Genomic DNA, 20564 nt, shown 5'->3' with positions numbered 1-20564 from the left:
ATCTGTAAAGCAACATGAGTAATCCTCGAACCGCAGCTTGGGGATCTTTTATTTAGGGGCGGTATGTTATTAGGCGGTTACAGTTTAGTGTTATTGAGTTTTTGAGGAAGAGGTAAAAAAAGAAGAGCCCCTGTACTGTGTTTTTCAGTACAGGGGCGGGTGATCTTACAAGATTTAAAATACTATTAATTTATCTAATAAAATTCGTATAATTTTTTTGACACAGATGGATTGCGTAATCTTCTCAATGCCTTTGCTTCAATTTGACGTATTCGCTCACGAGTTACATCCATTTTATCACCTATTTCCTCAAGCGTGTATTCATGACCTGATAATAATCCATATCTCATGCACAAAACATCTCTTTCTCTTTTAGGTAATTGATTGAGTGCAGCATATATTTCTTTAGTTTTTATAATATCAGTAATTTGTTCTTCTATATCATCATCGCTTACAATATTAATTTCATCAAGGGATTCAAAGCTATCGTATATGTAATTGTTTTCCTTTACCCCAAAAACCTTCAATATGTTTAGTGTTTGTTTGTACGTCAAATCAGTTTTGGTCGTTATGAGTTTTATTAACTGGGACTCATTTTCATAAAAATTTTCTGAAACAATATTTTCAATAAAATTAATCTGATTTTGAGCATGCACCGGTATCCTAATAAAACTTTCATGATCAGCTATATATCTATCAATTCTTTGCATTACCCATCTTGAACAATATGTAGTAAAATTAGAATGTTCATAAGGATTATACAAGTCTATAGCTTTTAAAATACTAATACAAGCCTCTTGAAAAATATCCTCTAAAGAAATTGTTGTCCTTTTTCTATAGTTGTATGCTGCCTTTAATGCAGCTCGCATATTTTTTCGAAATAATATTTCTTTTGCCTGATTATTTCCACTTCGAATTTGAGTAATAAGTTTATTAACTTCTCCATGTTGTATAGGTAAAACAGACTTTATGGTATCTATTATGTATTTCATATTAGGATAATTAGAGAGAAAATAATTATAGATTTTGTTGTAATCAACTTGAGCATAATCTACAGTTTCTTCGTTTATTTCAAAACTATCGTTTTTATCTGCAGTGTCTGTTATAAGAATCCCCAAATATAGAATTCTATTCATTACATAGTCTGTGTCAAAAATTGATAAATTTAATTCATCACAAACATCGTAAATATTATTGCTTGTAATAAAACCATTTTTATCATATGTTTTTTGAAGATTCTGAACAGCTAGATCTTTATTGCTCATTGTTAAGTCCTTTAATATGATAATTTTCGAGCCATTTTAAGAACATCATCCACATTTACGTCAGTATTATATCTGTTTTCAAACGTTTCAAGAAAATCGTATAAATTTGCAATATAATCAGAAGATTTATCAATTAAGTTCTCGTATAAAACTTCTACACCTCCAAGAACGTAGCTATTATAAAGTTGCTCATCTGCCTCGTTTTTTATTCCTCTGAAAACTTTATCTATTCTTTTTTCGGGATCCGGTTCATTTTCTTTATCTAATAGCATAATTAATTTATAGTTAAAGTTTAAATCATCAGAATTATTCATCTGTATATCCGCCCATATTTTGGTCGATCCACCTTGAGGTGTTGTATCAATATCTGCTTTTCTATTATATAAAAAACCAACAATTGGAGCAAGCAGGTATACATCAAAGTTTCTCTTAAACAAAGAATGCTTTTTCACATTTGTTCCGTCTTCACTTGTCAAAGTAAACTCGCCCGTTAATTTTATAACCATTTCAGAGTGTTTTCCTCTAAAAGAATATTCTCTGTCAAACATACTTTAACCCCTCTCCTTAAAACAAGTTTCGGTTTCTGATTTTTTATCAAACTCAAAACTTGCTCCTATTCTACCAGACATATACTTTTCCGCAATTTCACCATCAGTATCTTTAATGAAAATTATTACCTGTTCAGCAATACTAGGCAGTGTTTCACAAACAGATTGAATTCTTCTTTTATCAAATGCAGACAGTGGTGCATCCATCACAAGTGGATATGCTTCTGCTGACAAATCATAATTGTTGCTGTTATTTGCATCACGTGCCACTTTTATAACACCTGCAATAAAGGCAAAAATAACAGAAATACTCTGAGCTGTAGATGTATCATTCATTATACCACTGTATGCGCTTTCATCTGAAATTATTGTATGAATATTATACTTGTGATCAATTTCAAGTGACAATCCGCCCTTGTAAATGCTTTTAAAAATATCATTAATTGCCGATTGAAGCTGCGAACGGACTTCCTTTTCTCGCTCACTATAATCATGTGACAAAATTTCATAAATCCTTTCAGCATATGCTTTATAAACAGCAATTTTTCTATTATCATTACTTTGTAATGCAAGTTTATTTCGCTCTGTTTCTTGTCTATCTCTCTCCCTTGTAAGACTGCCTATCTGAGTATTTATATTATTTAATTCAGATTGTTTTTTTATTTTATCCTCTTTATAAGAGTTTAATCTTTTTTGGTATTGCCCAATACTCTCAAATGATTTTATTAAATTTTCGAGTTCGACAATCTCGGCTTGTAAATCTTCGTTGGCTACTTTTCTTGCCTCAACGTCGGCAAGAATGTCACGTATAGCTTCATAAATATTCTCGCCTCCTCTTGTTCTATTTTTACACTCATTTGAAAAAGCACTTATCATTGTTCCAAGTGATTGAGGTGGAATATAAGCAAGTAAGTCCTGTAAAGCTTTCAGTTCTTTGCTACCATCACAAATCTCATTTCCACAAATGCAAAAACCTCTTTTTACCAAAAAATCGATTGTTCTGGCATGAATATCTGGTATTCCCTTATCTACTTTATTAGCATCTTTAAGAACACTCAGTGCTTCTGACACAAGTTTTTTAAAAAAAAAGTACCTGTAATTATTCCTAAACGATAATAAAATTTTTTCCGATGATGCATCTATAAAAGTATTATTCCTTTTGATCTCTTCTCTCTTACGATTACATTCGTTCTGGTATCTTTCTCCATCTTTGTTAATGGCAATTTTCTCGCTAAGTTTTTCACACTCAGTGTCTATCATGGGTAACTGCGTTTCTATATCTTCTTTCCTTGATTCTAGTTTGCTAATATCTGCTTGAAGCTCATCATATCTTTGCGAATAGGAAGCAATCTTACTGTCTGTACTTGCATCAAAGGCGCTATTATAACTTCCAATTACAGAACTTTTGCTGCCCGCTCTTTTATCACCACCAATATGCCTTAGTGCTTCAGAATACGTATCTAATCCCAACAGCCGTTTTACAGCAGTGGCGAATTCCTCACTTTTGCCAGATTGAATTTCATCACTCATTTTGTCAATGCGTTCACCATCAAAGAAAAAATAGCGAGAGAGCTCTTTTGGAAGTATTTCCTTTATCTTGGAATTCGTTTGTGACTCTTTTACTGTTTCGGTTTGACCATTTTTATCTTTATAATGAATAATTACCCTTGTTGGTGATGATTTTATATCGCCAGTTCTTTCTTTTTCATAACCCTGACTTCTTACCACTGTATATTCAATTTCTTTATGTATGAGTTTCAGTTCTACAACAACTTTTGTTGCATCACCCTCAGGCATTTCATTTGCGTACGATAAATTTAATACAGATTTTGTCTTAAAATCTGTTTCGCCGTACAAACACCAAGTAAAAGCCTGTGCAAGAGTTGTTTTACCCGAACCATTTTCGCCCATAATAACCGTCACATTTTTCTGAGGATCAACTGAAAACTTAATGTTATGGGTTCCCCTAAACTGACGAAAGTTCTTTAGAGTAATTTCATTTAATAACATTCAACTTCCTCCTCAATAATTTTCTTGATTTTCTTCACCATTTCTGAATCAGAAATACCCTTTGAACCAATATTTTTACCTTCTTCAATGATAATCTGTCTAAGGATATTGGTTGTCTTTTTTTCATCAATAGGAATGTCATTTTTAGTCATAGTAATCAAAATCCTCCCTAATCTCTGATATTTCATCAGTAATATTATAAACATCTCTTATTCTTTTAAGTTTCAAATCAGCTTCAACATAGTTATCAGCAAGCCTTGCGAACTCAAAAGCTCTTTTTAACTCATTTCGTACAAGTTCCAGACCTATTTTTAGTTCAGCCTCAGTTGCAGAATAGGCATTTCCAAGTTTTTGAGGCAAAGTAATAAAGTCGTATATTTCAGCATACTGTTTTCCCTCGTATAACCTTAGTACTCTACCGCGTCTTTGAACATATTCTTTTGGATTGGTTGTGCTTGCCAAAATAAAAGCAATTTTGATACTTGGTATGTTTACGCCTTCATCAAGGCACTTAATTGCTATCAGCGCTTGTAAAATGTCGCCGTTAGCAAACTGTTCCTTTAGTATTTTTCGTTCTTCAATATCTTCTCTTGATGTATATTGTGACACTCTCATGTTAAGTTGGTTTCCCAATAAATCTGTAACAGCATCAATCTGCCTTATTTCATCCTCATCAACAGGGTATGTATCACTATGAAAATCTTTTAATGAGGCCGATCCACAATAAACAAGTATATGATTTTCAGCCACAAATGGGCTAATTTCTTGTCGAAGTGCATAGAGTTTATTCTGAGCAGCTGAAACCAGTCTTGAACGTTTTAAAGTTAAACGCTTTCCTTGTTCTGTAATAGTGTATTTACCATCTTTGCCTTTTTTTATGCACTGTTGAATGGATTTTGTTAACTTATAGTAATCTGTAAGCTCTTCATCAGTTAAATTCACAAAGATAGGATGATAATGGTATTTAGTCAAAAAACCATTATCAATTGCCATTTCAAGTGTGTATTCAATGCATTTATCCCCAAAGTAGGAATATAACGCTTCTGTTCCTGCTTCATCGTTGTGTCGTTCTAACGTTGCAGAAAGTGCCAATCTGTAATTAAAAATAGGATTTAAGTATTTTCGTAAATTTATCGCTCCAAAGTTATGAGCTTCATCAACTACTAAAAGACAATCACCTTTAATTTTGTTTATAGTTTCCTGGACGAATTTTGATGAATAAGTTACATTCGTACATATAAAGCAAAAGAATTCCGCTCCTTTTACGTTCAATTTCTGTCGTCTTATTGCATTTTCAAGCCTATTTTTCCAATCCTTTTGACTAGAAGAACTGTAGCCAATAATCGGTTTCATTCCGAATTTTTCTATATCCTCGACCCATTGCTCAACAAGGTGTTGATAAGGAGCAACTATAACAACAGCTAAATGTCCTCTCAAATCTATATTTAATCTTGAAATTGCTCCCAATCCTGTATATGTTTTACCAGTCCCCGTTGCCATGTCAAATATGCCACAATAGTTATGGTGTACCCATGTATCTATCGCCTTCTTTTGGTAGTCATGAAACACAAATCCATCAGGAATTTTTGCACCAGGAATAGTATATTTTATTAGCTCTCTATAATAAGAAGGCGAATGTGAATAATCAAGGTTTTCACGTTTATATTTATTTATAATTTCTGTTTTGATCTCAGGAAAATCCAAAACTACAAGGTTCGGCTCTGTGTCGTTCCAAATTGATTGAAACGCATTTTCCTTTGCTGCAATACGTTCTTGATCTCCCTTCCAAGAACAAAAAACATCTATCGTTTCATAATTCGCACTTAATGCATTTTCGGATTCGTTCATTGAACCTGAAAATGCAATTACATTGCCATCACTATCTCTTATCAATCCTAGCTTTTCATGATACATTCCCAGTTTTGTTGTGTCTTCAGTAAAAGCAATTTTTATATCAAGTATACCATCACTGATTAGATTAGCAAGTAAATTTAGTTGTTCCTGTTCAATATCGTTTTGTGGTTCACGCAGTTCTCTTAAAAGTGCATTCTTAACTACTTCATGTCTATTTTCATATCCTTTACGAATTGCCTCTTTGTCTTTTTCTGACAAATACGGGGAGGTGACAAGCCTAATTTCACCTCCGTTTCTTGCTAATCCATCTATACCGTTTGAAATGCTTGCTAAAATAGAAGATGAAAAGAAACCGACTGCTCTATCATAACTAACCGCTTTATTTAGCACAGGAATATAAAAATCATTTGCTATGTTATGTAAAAGTGAACGATATTCTATTTTTACGTCTATATCTTTTAAACTCATAATTTTTTATCCCCTATGAATTTTCATTTATATAGTTAAGGATTTCGTTTAGTTTCTCAAAATCTGACTCATTATTAAAAAAACCAACGCTAAATCTTACTGTTCCAGCGGGAAATGTACCTATATATTTGTGCGCATACGGAGAACAATGTAATCCTGTCCTGACAGCTATATTGTTTTGACTTAATATTTGCCCTATTTCATCGCTACTATATCCATCGAATAAACATGACACAACTCCAGCGTGGTCAGTCGGTCTAAAATAATTGATATTGTTCTGTTTATCAAGAATATCGCATAACCTGTTGTAATTTTCTTGCTCTTTTCGACGAATTGTATCTATACCGACTTCTAATATCCATTTGAGCGAAGCATTTAATCCAGCAATCGCTGTAGTATTATGACTTCCAGCTTCGTATTTAATTGGTATATCTTCAGGCATAAATTGATTTGCCGACTCAACCCCGGTGCCGCCTATAATAATCGGATCTAATTTTTGAGGAAATGCGCTTATGAATCCGGAAATGCCAAGTGGCCCATATAATGTTTTATGTCCAGCAAATACCACATAGTCATAGTTATTACTACTAATATCAGTATCTAATAATCCAGCACTTTGACACATATCGGCAATTGTTATTGCCTTATATTTTTTTGCTAATGAAAAAATCTGCTCAATTGGTGCTATAGAACCTGTTACATTACTAATATGACTTACAATAACACAAAAAGGTGCCTGCTCAACAAATTGCGATTTGATCTTGTCAAGATCTAGCATTAAAGTTTTTGAATCTGTTTCAAGTTGAATCAAATTAAAATCAGTATTTTGAGATATGTAATTCAGAGTACGAGTAACAGCATTGTGCTCAAATGGAGATATGTATACATTTGCTCCATCTGGTACACTAATACCTTTTATTATGATATTTAGGGCTTCTGTTGCAGTATTTGTAAAAACCACTTTTTTATTAGAACAGTGGAAAAGCTCTAGTAGTAACTCTCTCGTGTTATCAGCGAGAGCACTTGCACTTGCTGATAACACATGTTGTCCACGCCCCAAGCTAACGCCATTAGTCCTTGCAAATGCATCCATAGCCGTATATACGCATTCTGGCTTTGGAAAAGTTGTTGCCGCATTATCAAAATACGCCAAGTTTTCCATAACCCACACCTTCCTTCTATTACTCACATAGTTTTGATAAAATATCTATTAAAACCTGTCTCTTTTCCTGCTCAGTAATTGACTGTCCCATTTCTTCAATAGCAGCAGTTATGTCCTGATACAACAAATTTGCTCTACTACTATATTTAACCTTTTCGAAATATCTCGTCCTTTCAATTCCATCATTATCAGTAATTATCATTGTGAATTGCTGTGTGGTATTATTTGATTTGTTGCCTGTTTGTTTATCAAAAGCTTCTATTGACTCCTTAAATGCTGTAAATAACTCTCGGAAATTTTGAGCAATAGTATTATTCCAATCATTCAAGCGCAAACCTGTAATAGCTTTTCCTATTCTTTCAGCGAATAAAAATTCATCGTTTGTAATGGTCGAAATAAGATTAAGAATAGCATTTTCATTATTCGCAAATAAATGCTGTGTTGTTTCTGGTTTTAGTTTCTCGTACCACTCTACAAGCGCAGAATTGAAAGTCTCATCCCCACCGCTACCAAATATTTCATATGTCACATTTACAATATAACGCACAAGAGAATTTTTACTATCATCAAATAAATTTTTAACTCTTTCAATTTCATTGGCAAGGTTTTCATTAGGTCTAATTCCGTATATTTCGCTCAATGTATTTAAAAGATAATCCCTCGAGTTAGTAATCGGTTTCTTTAGACTATTTATAAACCTCAGATCATTTTGAAAAAGTGGCCTTTCCGTATCATAGATAATTGTCATTTCTCTTGAACATTTAGGCAAAGAAAGATACCATCTGTTTATGGCGTTTACAATGTATGAAAAACTATTATAACTCTTATCTTTTTCATAAATATAATCAGAAAATATGTTGTCAAGAGTCTTTATGTATTGAGATTTATTGTTATCCCAATCTTCCATCACAACTGAATATAATTCAGGTTTTTCATTTATTGCGTTTAATAAATCTGAAGTCAATCTTATGTCATTACCAGCTTGTTTGAAAACAAGATCCTTTTTTACAGTATTTAAAACAACTGCAATATATATAGGGATAACTCCTCTTTTTAATCCTATACCATGTTCAGGATTAATAAGAACATCGTATAATTTATCAAATGTTTTTTCACCTTTTTCAATTGTGCTTCTAAAAAACGCTTTAATAATACCAAGTACATTAGCAAGGTTAGCATCATGTGGCATTAGATTCAAGCTGTAATTTCCATCGTTGCAAACTAATACCCCTGTTTGAACAAGAGTACTTCTCATAAAAGAAACATCTTGTCCGGAACCTCTTAAACCTAAGTTTTCAAATACTTCTTCATTTTCAAGAAGTGCAGATAGTATTTTTGCTCTGCTATTAATCGCAACACTTGGAAGCTTGTCTTTATTTAACGATTCGTTATTTATAATAGGCGTTAACGGATAAATTGTTTCACAGATTTTTGAAAGCTGATCACTTAATTGTGATTTTCGTTTTATGTTCAGAATTTTGCCTTCATAATAATACTTTGATTTTTGGTATTCTGGCGAAATATATGACATAATAAAGTTTGATACTATTTCACTAAAATCATCGAGATAAAGTGAATATTCATCAAAAAGCACAGAATCATTTACAGCCGCTTCTCTCAATTCCTTTATTGCAAGATATTTTGCAAAAGATGAAGTAACAGCAGTTTCAAAATTAGGAACAACTGTAATATGTCTTCTATTTAATGATTGATTTTTATGTATTTTGCTTATAAAATCATCAAAAGGTTGATTTTCTGAGTTGAACACAGCATAAACTTTACCTGCAATTTCAAATGGCATATCTTTTTTTGCGTCCTTTACATAATTTCCCAAGGTTACGTATTTTATCTCAAAATATCTTGTGATACATTTATCATTGTTATATGCGATCGGATACAGGTATTTTACGTTTACACATTCCTCAATTATTTCTTGTTCTGTTTTTTTCGATATAATAGACAGTGTTCTCTTATCAATTTCTTCTTTTATATCAATGCCACTTGTTTCCTTTAAACAAAGGAAGTTATTGCTAAGCTTTCTATACAGGATATACTGTTCATCAATAAGATTCTGTATACAATCAATTATTTCCTTTGAATCATACTCAATACTGTAAATATTACATATAACATCTGTAGTTGGAGCTAATCGTTCAAACTGTTGTACGAAATTGATAACAGCAATACACTTTATTATCTTAGCCGAAAGAGAGTCAGGGTTGAAATTTCTAAGGATTTTAGTAGCTAAAGAATATACCTTGTGTATATCAGAAGAATTCAATTCCTTGCGAAGTTCATTTTCAAAATAGTCATAAAGATAATCAGGTGTGATAAAGGCTAACTCATCCTTATTAATTTCTACAAACTGTCTTAATGTATTTTTTTGATTTGAACTTAAAAAAGTAAATAGGGTTCGTTCATTTTGAGCTACACGTTCTGAAAGTCTTGGTAAGGCAAATGTAGTAACCGGATGCAAAGGATAACAACCTTCTATCACAAGGTTTTCTTTACCACTAAGCATTGGCGAATTATTATATATGGTATAGAGAGATGAAAAAATAGATTCATTTTTGCTTCGAAATGCTTTCCACAGGTATTCATTTTTTTTGATAGTATGTGAAATTATCTCATACATTTGTGAAAAATTATTCGTTAGATTAATATGTTCAAATCTTCCAGATATTCCGCGCCAACCATCGACTTTATCCTGAGGAAGATTCATGTCAATGTAATTAGAAATATCTTTATGACAAATGAGCATAAGGTGAAGTTGCTGTGATGACGATCGGTTGCATTTTTCGGCTAAATCTTGAAGCATCTTAGTTTCACTATCATTTGCTGACGATATATTAGATTCAAGATATTTACCAAATTCATCGTAAACAATAAAAATACCGCTAAAGCCCTTTTTCTTAAGCTCATAATTAACGTTGTCATAAATATCAACAACATCACCATTGAAAAATGGATTAAAAGTGCCGCCTGAGGAAAGATCCGGATACAAAGCTATAAACTTTTTATATTCATTAACGTCATTTTCAGCAAGCCTATCAATAAAACGGCTGACTGGCTCATTTAATAAGTCACTAAATTTTGCAAAAGTATTTGGATAATCTTTTTCCCATCGTTTTATATTGTTAATAGCAGACTGAAAATGAGTTTCTGGCATAATATCATCTAAATCATTAAGTCTTAATGACTTTTGAAGTGCATTTAAGAACGATTGTGTCATGCTTCCGCCATTTCCACTTATAATCACAGGCAACATTCTCTTGTTTGCAGATATATAATTTTTTATTCTTTGAGCTAATTCCTCATTGCTTTTTTTTACCTTTCCAATAAGAGGTTTAAAATCTATATTGGAATTAAAGAGAATAGATAAAGCAATCATAACACAAAGAGATTTACCCCTGCCATATGCTCCCGTAAGTATTTTTGCTCTAGTATTTGTAGATTCATCAGTACTCACCATAATACTATTAATAATATCAAGGCAAGCATTTGTAGGAATAAAAGCGTTTATTATCTTTTTATCATTAAAGTCATATTCTATATTAACAGAGGACTGAAATCCTTTTGAAATTTCAATCATTTCATTTCTCATAAGTAACACCTATTTCACTTATTGGTTTAATTTATCGTAATAAAGTTGAATGCAGTCAATATATTTCATATCTGTAAGAATTTCAACAATATCTAATCCTGCAGTTCTTACCACTTTTACATAACCTGTTTTTTCAAGTCTATAAAGAATATTAATTATTCTTACCATATCAAGATTAAAGATTCTTCCTATGGATTTTTTTCCTCTTAATAAGCTGCTTATTTTAAGTTCTTTTTTACCATCTGCATTATTTAGTATAATAGCCAACGCAATTAAATCAGGAAGAAGTTCTTCTTTTATCATCACTTTTTTATATAAGCGGATATTATTTTTACTATAAAGATATTCTATTAGGCCTAACTCTACTAAAGGACTTTCGATATTATCTTCTGGGTTATTATTGCTATTTGGTTTTGAATAATATGTATTTATAATGCACTTAAAGTCATCTGATATTGAGCGTTCGCTTGGTAGATTGTTTCCTGACATACGGACGTATTTTTTTACATGACTTTGAAAATCATCTTCTGAAAATTCGATATAATCAAATTCATTAAAAAAAATATACCAGGACGTTGCATCTCCTTCATTCGAAGCTAATCCATAATGAACAAGAGCAAGTGATCCTATCTCTTCAAAATAGGGGTCATTTCTATAAATTGTGGCACCAATATCAGTAAGGCTCTGTTTTCTCTTACCTGAATGGGGTTCATCTGCGATTTTTGTAGCAATCATCCAATATCTTAAGGCTTTCACCATATTCGCACCAATGCCCAATACATCCATTGGATTTCCAGCATCACCAAGAAAAACCCCAGAATTTAATTCTATATTCTTTATTCCTTTATTAAGCCAACCTTTTCTAATGGCAAACGTTTCATGACCTCTAAATTTCATATTTACTAATCCTCTTTAGTTTTTAAATATTTATCCATAAGACAACCGCCGTCAAGATATTTTGCTGTTACACACATTTTACATCGTTTACATTTATTCTCATCTATACGATAAATTCCACCAGATATTGATATTGCACCAAATTTACAAAGTGACTCACATTTAAGACATTTTCTACAAGCGTTAAATTTTCGGACTTGGTATCCTACCATTCTTTGCAAGTCCTCATGCTTGGCTACATTCATAGTTTTAACCTTTACCGAATATTCATAATCAGCTTGTTGAAAAGGCTGAATCGAAAGAATTGGCACATTATTTTTCACGTCAAGTACTATAACTTCGTTTAAGAGCTTTCTTCCAAGCTCTTTTGAAACGCGGCCAAATGGTGTTAGCATATTTAAAAATTCATCATTCAGTGGACGATTCAATCTATAAATCTTTGCATTATCTTCTGCTGTACAATTAGTAAATCGAATTTTTACGTCATCTGCTGCTTTGACTCCATTCCCCCCCTGTCGGGCTTTCCATTTTCCTGTATCAACATAAACTTCAGCGTCAGGTTTACCTATTCTTTTAGCAAAATCAATTAAAAAATCTCTCCATTTTTTGTATTGTTCAGGCATATATATAGATGATAAAAATTGCGCTCGTTCATTATTATTAGGGCAGCACCAGCATCCGACGCGATCATATCCCAAACGATATGCATCATTAAAATCAACATCTTCGCCCAATAGGTATAGCCAAATTTCTATATCCATCCAATAGAAAATAGGAGAAGCAACTTTTTGCTTTTGAATTTTTACGGATTCTGCATCATCTTCCACTCTGTTATATTTACTTCTGCTTACAGATTCACACTTTCTTATTCCATAGAATGTAAGAATATTTTCATCACGATAATAGCGATTTAGTATACGTGTAATAGGTCCAGTCTTAAACATTGAACAGCACCATCTCATCATTCTTGCTGGAGGACCAATATCTTCGCATACAGACATAAAATCCTGTTCGCGATTCATTGCTATTCTAAATATTGCTTTAGGGTTATTTTTTCTAAATCGTTCAGCATATTCTATGGTAGAGGGAAACTCAAGGGTTGTATTTCCAAAAATATGAACTAAACTCGGTTCACTTAGGGCTTTTACAGCTAAATCCGCAGTTACAGTTGAGTCTTTTCCACCGGAAAAAGAAAGAACAACACTTTCTATAGGAAATTTTTCAGCTTCTTTTTTTATGAAAGAATGTGCCTCATCTATTATGTAATTTAGCCTTTCCTTATTTGCGCAAATAAATTTAGTAATTATGCCCTTAAAGTAATCATAATTGTTTTCTTTGCTGAATTTTTGCAATTGTTCTCTGATGTATTCAGGCGAGAATTTTTTGTAATGTTTTGACGTTATAGCAAAAGGCTTTCCATCAAAGTAATATCTATTATTGTTTGCCCATACTGAAGTTTCACAATATTTCATAGGCTCATCTAAGAGTATTTCAATTAATAATCTTTCTTCAGGAAACACAGGGCGCAAATCGGATGATAAATAATTAATTTGACCTCCACATAATGGGCATTCACAATTCTGTTTTTCATTTACGGCTATAATAATTGGTGTCTTGCATTGATTACACCAATAAACCTCAGTTGGAATAACAGCTTCAGTTTTGTCACCGCACAATTCACAAAATTCCGAATTTGTTTCATGCTTGCATTTGTCACACCACATTTTTTTCACTCGATTCTTGCACATATTTATTATATTTTAACACAAATTGTTTAAAATGTCAAGTGCAAGCTCGCTAATGTTAGTGCAACTTTAACAATAATCATATAATGATCTGTATGTAGAAACAACTTTGGCAAGCCACAAAAATTTCTACCAATTAAAGAAAAATGACTATGAGCTATTTAGAAAAGCCTGTATTCCTCATTTCGCTTATCTCAGACGGATCCTTCCTTTGATCCCTACAAATCTCCACCATACCAAAACACCTCCTTCCCCCTAGACTTCCTGCGTATGTATTCATACAACGCCTTTTCCTCCTCACTCGGCGGAGAAAACCCAAAAAGCGTGTTCAGCGACTGTAAAAACGGAGTTCCCTTGTCGCTTGTCGTAACCGATGAAATGCCCATATCCTCAAATTTGCTGAGCAGCTTTGAAACTGACCGCTGACATTTTTCGCTGTTCTCTATCACGCTCTCCATAGTAGGTCGTGAAGCGTGCGCAAGCTGCTTTGAAAAATCATTCATCTTTTCGCCAAGCTTTGTCTTGCCTGAAACGTACTTTTTGATCTGTTTTTTCTGCCAGTAGGGCGATATAAAACAACTGTCTTTGTTAAGCACAAAAACGTCATCGAAAACATCTCTTATGACCTCCATTCTCATGCGGTAAATTTCCACCAGCTTTTGAGCCGTGTATGCTTTCTCGGAAAGCTTGTCCGCAAACTTTTTCCTGCACCTCACTTCAACACGCATCGTGTCTTTGTAATGTTCTTTCTGTTCATCACTGCTGTTCTTCTTACTGCGAACTTCGTGACCCTTATTATATACAACAAATTCTACCTTTTTAGAGTCATTGACAGCATTGAATGAACTGTCAGGATCAAAATCCTCAGTATTCTCCTCAAGCTTCTTGTTGTGATGAAAACCAAGCGTCAAATAAAGCTGACGCATAATGCGTATGTACTGAGTAATTTTGTCCTCAGGGATACCGTGAATATCCTCCGTTAGATCGACCCTCGTGATCTCAAAGTCATCTATCGTCAAGCCGCTAAAACAATACTGTATCTGCATATCCAACCGCTCGACCATATCGCAAAATTCTATAATATTGCTTATATGCTCAGTCTTCATATAAGGCTTATAAAATTTATTAGGATTTATCTTAAGTACTAATTTGTACTTATTGCTGTTTTTATACAATTCAGCCTTACTGCTTCTTCTTGTTTTTATTATAATACCCATGCCACTTAATTCAGTGGAAATAAATTCTTTATTACCTGCCCCTTTTTTAGGGTCTACCATTTTAAAATTTTTAGTTAGTTTAATTATGTCATCGAAGTCGGAACTGTAAGTAAGTTCCAGCGTATCTATGAAATAAATATTCAAGATAATACCTCCTAACAATTAATTTTCAACAAATATTTGTCAAATTAATTTCATGTTATCTTGCTATTTGAATTTTATGTCACAGACAAATATATAAAAATATTAAACTTACAACTATTATTTAGTAAGCAGTATTTATATAATACCAGCTATCAAAACTCCCTAAAATTAGAAATAAGAATTATGGGGGTAAGGGGGAGAGGTATCCTAAAAATGACAAAAAAGGTGCAGCGGTTTCCCATTTATATATAGACAGAAAATCTGAAATACTTACGAAAAAAACACAATGGTAACGGTTGAACCCTTATCATTGTGGTTTTTAAACTTATTTTTTCATAGTAAAATTACAGTATATTTTATAATTTACATATATAGTATGTTAGCTGCTTGCGATAATATGTCCTTCGCTTATGGTAAGATCAAGCAGAAGATTCTATTTATTGGAGGCGGGCGATTTAGAGTTCTTATTATTATAATCCTTTCTGCTGCCACAATTTTTTCTCTTATTGTCTGTTAATGACATAAGAAAATATTCATAACACCTTGTGCAGCGTCGATACCCCTGACCTTGCTTATAATTCAGTAATAAAGAATAATACATCGCCTCCAAAAGTGTGTTCACCCTTAATGAAAGTCCTTTTTCTAAGTCAAAACTCGGTCTAATATTTTTTATGTTATGCTCGATCTCATCGCAAATAACCTTCTTAGCTATGATTATCAATGCTTCTTTCATCTTTGGTGTGAACTTCTTCAAATCCGGTTTGCCGACATATTCTAGTTGGGTTACTATACGTTTGTCTGCTGCACAATTTTCTGTTACATTTTCTATATCTGCTACTTCTTCTATACATCCCTTCACTATCCCAACTTGTTCAAAATACAGCTTCATAAAAACAATAATTTTGAGATCATCTATATTGTTTTCGAGATTTTCAAAATTAAAAAATAGCGCATTGTTTTGATAATAAAGGGAACCTACGTGGTTTACATCATTTATATTTAAATCCGCTTTAATCTTTTCAAGATCAGATTTTTCTTCGCTTTCCTTGGAATTCTCTGCTTCGATTATCTCAGTATCAGATTCTTCTTTGTTTTCCTTGGAATTCTCCGCTTCTTCGTTTTCTTTTTCTGAAATTTCGGGAAAGCACTCTTCAAATATTTCATTCAATTCATCGTTGCTAATTTTTGTTTCATAAGAACCATACTTATCATCGTCACTGTTCGTTCCCCAACTCCCTAGTCTACTACTATCTGTTTTCAAATGATATGGACCATTTATTAGATCATAATAGTTATGCACACAGGATCTGTATGTATAGTTTCGCATTTCTATTTCTACCGGCTTAGAAAGCAATAATTTTAATACAAGTGCAAGTATAGTTTGATAATAATTATCATTATCTAGATTTAACGAGATCTCATGGATCAGGTCAACGAGAATCGAGAATCGCTCTATTAAACAGATCATTTTACCATACTCTATATACTCATCATCTGTAATATGGAAAAAGAAGCCATAGTTCTTTATGAAGTTAAAAAGATTTTTTTTAGTTTTTTCCGGATCATCCTTGATTCTTTCAACATTTCCCTTAGCATCTTTGGCTTTTTTCTTATTTATTATATTCAAGAACAGTTTGACGACATCTTTTTCGCTTTTTAAAGGCACCAGCGTGTGTGCGTCGTCGTCAAACTCAAATCTTCTTGTGCTGATGACGGGAACAATACCGCGAATCGAATCACAACATATTTTACTTGTATCATGTTTCGGAGTAATCAGTATCTTCTGAGACATATCATTATACAAAAGATTCCAAAAATCAAATCTTTCTTCCTCAGAAATGTTACATAATGTGTTGTCAAAGCTATCACATCTTAGATCATTGAAATTTATGATTTTTTTACATTTTGATTTTGCCACCACAATTACCTCCCTATAATTACAAAAACGGATAAAAAATTTTTATTTAGAAAAAAGTCGGCTCTTTTTTTCTAAAATATATCACATTTTTATTATACAAAATAGCTGAAATTGTTCCGAAGCTGTAAAAAGTGTAAAAAGTGCGAATTTGCAACATAAAAAAGAAGGTGATATAATGTGAACATTAAATTATTCGAAAGGATCTTACTTATGGAAATAAAAAATTACCCCAGGGGCTACTCAGCAGGTCCGGACGGTATCTACTATCACGGCGAGCATTTTTCAAACGCTCTTATAGAAATAACCGATTACTACGAAGTAAAGTCATTGACGACAGTTGCCTCAGGTGACTGCTATGTAGAGGTCGCATTTAAAGTCGGCGAGAAAACCTACCCGGCGGTAATTCCGTACATCGGTCTTGAAAAAGCTATGCGCTTTATTCCTCGCAATGAGGTCAAATTTAATAAAAGAGAAAGCACATGTAACGATTTTTTGTCGGGAACTATTAAAGGGGCTATTCTTAATATGGAACCCCGAATCAGATATTCTCTTACCCAAGGGTATAATCGCTTTAAAATAGGTGATGACCAAAATGCGCACTACGTCTTCCTGCTTGGCAACTGCATTATTGGCGATACGGAACGTATAGGCGTTGATATAGCACCGCAGAACGAAGCCCTCGCAAAATTTAAACGCCCGCTGTCAACGCAAAATGCTGAATTTATGCCGTGGGTATCGGATTTTCTTGATTCAGATAATATACCCGGCGTATTGCTTATGGCGGCACTTACGCCATTCATAATGCCACTTATAGACGAATCGCAAAGAAGCAGATTTGAGTTCAACACTTACGTTTACGGCGATTCGGGTTCGGGAAAATCTGCGATAACCAAACTGCTTGTAGATTATTTCGAGGGCAGTCCAAATATTATAAATCTGCACAGCAATAAAAGCGAGATCGACAAGATATTCGAGTACAAGCATTGTTGCGTGGCAATTGACGACCTCTGCGGCACTGATTCCAACAGAGAAAGAGAGAATAACGAACAGAAACTTTCGGAAAATCTCAAACGTGTTCAAACTCCGGGGCAGATAGTCCGTGACGGCAAAAGGATCAAAAATGAAAGTATGCTTTTTGTGACGGGTGAATATCTGCTTAAAAGTTCAAGCACGCTAAATCGCTGTCTTGTAGTAAATCTTAAAGATCCGATACCGCCGAAGGAGATCAACAAGCTTTGCCGTAATAAAGATCAGTATCTTGAAATGGTGCGGTGTTTTATCGAGTGGGTCTGCAAAAACTATGACAGACTTAGCAAGAATCTAAACAGCAGGCTTAGCGATGTGAAAAATCACAAAAGCAAGGCTGTGAGGTATTCGGGCTTTAACCGAAACTATGCTATAAAGTCCTTACTGTTTTGCACCTGCGATATATTTTGTGAGTTTATCAGAAGCGTTTCGAACGATGATATGACAATGATCACAAGGCGCCGTTCTATCGAAAACTCTATCGAAGCACAGATAGATGACACATTGCGTCACCTTGAAAACCGCAGCAGTGAATATGCCTCCTCTCGAAACATAGTCGAGGAAGCAGCCGCCGCTATTTTAAATTCACAAAACGTCTCTAACGATATTAAGGATTTTCGTAACGCGATACGCTTAGATGAAGATCCTCGTTATTTAGATGAAGGCCCTCATTATTATGATAACCAGCTTGAGGGAAGCTTTATCATCAGCGGCAAGGAATTGAGAAATATTTTTTCGTCAAGGCTTTCTGCAAAGTCCATAGGTGAAGCCCTTGCTGACGAAAATGTGCTTATTCTGTCAAAAGACGGAAGCAGAACATACCCTATCAGAAAGCAGGGCAAATCGCAAGGCAAATGGACGAAAAAGTTTTATCACATAAACGCCGATTCGCTCAAAGAGTATGCCCCTTGTTCCGATGAAACGGAAGATAAAAAGCCTAAAAAGCCTAAAAAGCGTGAACCGGGCATGTTCCCGCTACCAAAACAGTATGGAGTCTGGAACAAACGGAAAAAGCAATGATTTAACTTATACATTATTTTCAAGATACCAAGGAGGTAAGCAATTATGGATATGGTCAGAGAAAGGGAACTCAACGTCCCTATATTTCAAAAGCAAAACCTCACTATCGAGGAAGCCGCCGTTTATTCAAACATCGGTCAGCACAAGCTGAGAGAACTCACGGCAGACGAACGCTGTCCGTTCGTTTTGTGGGTGGGGAACAAAAGGCTTATCAAGCGCAGGCAGTTTGACGAGTATATGTCGAGAGCTTATTCTATCTGAACTGCGAGAAATGTGAAAAATGCCGACCGTCCGGAAAGCCGATGGTCGGCAGAATTTTGAAAGGAGAGTTTTATTATGGCAAAAAGGCGCAGAGACAGCAAAGGCATTATGCTGAAAAAAGGTGAAAGCGAACGTGCGGGCGGCGGTTATGATTACCGCTGGACGCAGAACGGCGAAAGGCGCGTGATATATGCACCCACGCTGCAGGAACTTCGTGAGAAAAAAGAGGAAATCTCTGCCGATGTTTTCAGAGGCATAAGGCCTAACGCCCGAAACCTCACGGTAAATGACATCTACAAAATGTGGGTGAGAGATAAAATGGGGCTAAAGGACAACACTATGCTGAACTATATGTATATGTATGAAATGTTCGTTGACCCCTATATCGGCAAAAGCAAGATCTCAGGACTGCTGTATTCGGACGTTAAGGGCTTTTACAATATGCTTTACAGAGAACGCGGGCTAAAAGTTTCTACTATCGACAACGTAAATACCGTGCTTCATCAAGTGCTTGAACTTGCCGTGCAGAACAGGCTTATCCCCGCGAACCCCTCCGACAATGCGATAAGAGAACTGAAACATATGCACGGCAAGGAGATACAGAAACGTCAGGCGCTTACCGCAAAGGAACAGGAACTTTTTCTTGATTACCTCCGCAGCACGCCGCGTTATCAGCATTGGTATCCTGTATTTCTTACAATGCTTTATACAGGTCTGCGTGTCGGCGAGATAACGGGGCTGCGCTGGTGCGATGTTGATCTTGAAAACGGCTTTATCAGCGTCAACCACACACTTGTTTACTACAAGCACGATACAAACAAATGTCAGTTCAGCATACACAAGCCTAAGACAGAAGCGGGAAGCCGCAGCGTGCCTATTATGAGCGAAGTCAGGGAAGCACTCGAACAGGAGAAAGAGTATCAGGATATAGCGGGGCTGAGATGCAAAGTTAAAGTCGACGGCTTTTCTGATTTTATTTTCATAAACCGCTTTGGCAATGTACATAATCAGAACAATCTCAACAGGGCATTGCGCAGGATAATTCGCGACTGCAACAAAAGAGTGCTTTCGGAAGCGCAGGACGGCGAAAACGTCACCCTATTACCTGATTTCAGTTGTCACACCCTCCGCCACACCTTTGCAACGCGAATGTGCGAAATGGGCATAAATCTCAAAGTGATTCAAGACGTACTCGGCCATTCAGATTTCAGCACCACGATGAACGTCTACACCGACGCCACGAGCGACTTCAAAAAGAAAGAATTTCAGACCCTTGAAAAGCTTCTCAAAGGCGGCAGTGCCGAATAATAAAAAAGAGATCACCGATGAACCAAAACATCAGTGATCTCTCATATGTTATCATATTTTTTTATAAGTTTCTGACCGATTGGCGTAAAATTGGCGTAAGCCGTCGGTCAGACCTGC

Annotated in this window: 14 protein-coding genes; 3 read left to right on the top strand and 11 right to left on the bottom strand. The window is 34.6% G+C overall.

Annotated elements, in window-relative coordinates; translation table 11 throughout:
- Positions 1–194: 194 nt before the first annotated feature.
- The 11 genes from AB5123_RS05530 to AB5123_RS05480 all read right to left on the bottom strand — a co-directional run bounded on the left by AB5123_RS05530 (position 195) and on the right by AB5123_RS05480 (position 16832).
- Positions 195–1265: a sigma-70 family RNA polymerase sigma factor gene (locus tag AB5123_RS05530; RefSeq protein WP_368364600.1), complete on the bottom strand. Its 1071-nt coding sequence runs from the start codon at positions 1263–1265 to the stop codon at positions 195–197.
- Between the two features lie 11 nt (positions 1266–1276).
- Positions 1277–1813, bottom strand: a complete 537-nt coding sequence (locus tag AB5123_RS05525; protein ID WP_368364599.1) for a hypothetical protein — start codon at positions 1811–1813, stop codon at positions 1277–1279.
- Between the two features lie 3 nt (positions 1814–1816).
- Entirely contained in the window at positions 1817–3823 is a 2007-nt protein-coding gene (locus AB5123_RS05520) for an AAA family ATPase (protein ID WP_368364598.1), read from the bottom strand.
- Positions 3814–3975: a hypothetical protein gene (locus AB5123_RS05515; protein ID WP_368364597.1), complete on the bottom strand. Its 162-nt coding sequence runs from the start codon at positions 3973–3975 to the stop codon at positions 3814–3816. The genes AB5123_RS05520 and AB5123_RS05515 overlap by 10 nt, the downstream gene beginning before the upstream one ends.
- Entirely contained in the window at positions 3968–6145 is a 2178-nt protein-coding gene (locus AB5123_RS05510) for a DEAD/DEAH box helicase family protein (RefSeq protein ID WP_368364596.1), read from the bottom strand. Before AB5123_RS05510 ends, AB5123_RS05515 begins: the two co-directional genes overlap by 8 nt.
- 13 nt (positions 6146–6158) lie before the next feature.
- Positions 6159–7307 carry an aminotransferase class V-fold PLP-dependent enzyme gene (locus AB5123_RS05505; RefSeq protein WP_368364595.1) on the bottom strand — a complete coding sequence of 383 codons (1149 nt, stop codon included), beginning with the start codon at positions 7305–7307 and terminating at the stop codon, positions 6159–6161.
- A 19-nt stretch (positions 7308–7326) separates the two neighbouring features.
- Positions 7327–10911: a hypothetical protein gene (locus tag AB5123_RS05500; protein WP_368364594.1), complete on the bottom strand. Its 3585-nt coding sequence runs from the start codon at positions 10909–10911 to the stop codon at positions 7327–7329.
- A gap of 18 nt (positions 10912–10929) precedes the next feature.
- A complete protein-coding gene (locus AB5123_RS05495) occupies positions 10930–11808 on the bottom strand; it encodes a DUF4007 family protein (protein WP_368364593.1) in 879 nt (292 codons plus the stop codon).
- A 5-nt stretch (positions 11809–11813) separates the two neighbouring features.
- Positions 11814–13532 (bottom strand): phosphoadenosine phosphosulfate reductase family protein, encoded by a 1719-nt coding sequence (locus tag AB5123_RS05490; RefSeq protein WP_368364601.1) that lies wholly within the window; start codon positions 13530–13532, stop codon positions 11814–11816.
- Between the two features lie 239 nt (positions 13533–13771).
- Positions 13772–14914, bottom strand: coding sequence for a phage/plasmid replication protein (locus AB5123_RS05485; RefSeq protein ID WP_368364592.1), 1143 nt, complete (start codon positions 14912–14914; stop codon positions 13772–13774).
- Positions 14915–15347: 433 nt separating this feature from the next.
- On the bottom strand, positions 15348–16832 hold the full coding sequence (locus tag AB5123_RS05480; RefSeq protein WP_337671079.1) for a hypothetical protein: 1485 nt from the start codon (positions 16830–16832) through the stop codon (positions 15348–15350).
- A gap of 210 nt (positions 16833–17042) precedes the next feature.
- Here AB5123_RS05480 and AB5123_RS05475 point away from each other — a divergent pair, with 210 nt between their 5' ends.
- The 3 genes from AB5123_RS05475 to AB5123_RS05465 all read left to right on the top strand — a co-directional run bounded on the left by AB5123_RS05475 (position 17043) and on the right by AB5123_RS05465 (position 20447).
- Entirely contained in the window at positions 17043–18878 is a 1836-nt protein-coding gene (locus AB5123_RS05475) for a hypothetical protein (RefSeq protein ID WP_337812163.1), read from the top strand.
- A gap of 51 nt (positions 18879–18929) precedes the next feature.
- Positions 18930–19139 carry an excisionase gene (locus AB5123_RS05470; protein ID WP_117891941.1) on the top strand — a complete coding sequence of 70 codons (210 nt, stop codon included), beginning with the start codon at positions 18930–18932 and terminating at the stop codon, positions 19137–19139.
- Positions 19140–19214: 75 nt separating this feature from the next.
- Positions 19215–20447, top strand: a complete 1233-nt coding sequence (locus AB5123_RS05465) for a tyrosine-type recombinase/integrase (protein ID WP_337812164.1) — start codon at positions 19215–19217, stop codon at positions 20445–20447.
- The last annotated feature ends 117 nt before the right edge of the window (positions 20448–20564 follow it).

The sequence above is a fragment of the Ruminococcus sp. RTP21204st1_B2_RTP21204_210225 genome (genome assembly GCF_040914135.1).
GTDB lineage: Bacteria > Bacillota > Clostridia > Oscillospirales > Ruminococcaceae > Hominimerdicola > Hominimerdicola aceti.
This window is presented reverse-complemented; position numbering and strand designations above follow the sequence as displayed.

Bases quoted from the DNA above. Each gene is read 5' to 3' on its own strand.
- AB5123_RS05530 (WP_368364600.1), bottom strand. From the start codon at position 1,265: ATGAGCAATAAAGATCTAGCTGTTCAGAATCTTCAAAAAACATATGAT.
- AB5123_RS05525 (WP_368364599.1), bottom strand. From the start codon at position 1,813: ATGTTTGACAGAGAATATTCTTTTAGAGGAAAACACTCTGAAATGGTT.
- AB5123_RS05520 (WP_368364598.1), bottom strand. From the start codon at position 3,823: ATGTTATTAAATGAAATTACTCTAAAGAACTTTCGTCAGTTTAGGGGA.
- AB5123_RS05515 (WP_368364597.1), bottom strand. From the start codon at position 3,975: ATGACTAAAAATGACATTCCTATTGATGAAAAAAAGACAACCAATATC.
- AB5123_RS05510 (WP_368364596.1), bottom strand. From the start codon at position 6,145: ATGAGTTTAAAAGATATAGACGTAAAAATAGAATATCGTTCACTTTTA.
- AB5123_RS05505 (WP_368364595.1), bottom strand. From the start codon at position 7,307: ATGGAAAACTTGGCGTATTTTGATAATGCGGCAACAACTTTTCCAAAG.
- AB5123_RS05500 (WP_368364594.1), bottom strand. From the start codon at position 10,911: ATGAGAAATGAAATGATTGAAATTTCAAAAGGATTTCAGTCCTCTGTT.
- AB5123_RS05495 (WP_368364593.1), bottom strand. From the start codon at position 11,808: ATGAAATTTAGAGGTCATGAAACGTTTGCCATTAGAAAAGGTTGGCTT.
- AB5123_RS05490 (WP_368364601.1), bottom strand. From the start codon at position 13,532: ATGTGGTGTGACAAATGCAAGCATGAAACAAATTCGGAATTTTGTGAA.
- AB5123_RS05475 (WP_337812163.1), top strand. From the start codon at position 17,043: ATGGAAATAAAAAATTACCCCAGGGGCTACTCAGCAGGTCCGGACGGT.
- AB5123_RS05470 (WP_117891941.1), top strand. From the start codon at position 18,930: ATGGTCAGAGAAAGGGAACTCAACGTCCCTATATTTCAAAAGCAAAAC.
- AB5123_RS05465 (WP_337812164.1), top strand. From the start codon at position 19,215: ATGGCAAAAAGGCGCAGAGACAGCAAAGGCATTATGCTGAAAAAAGGT.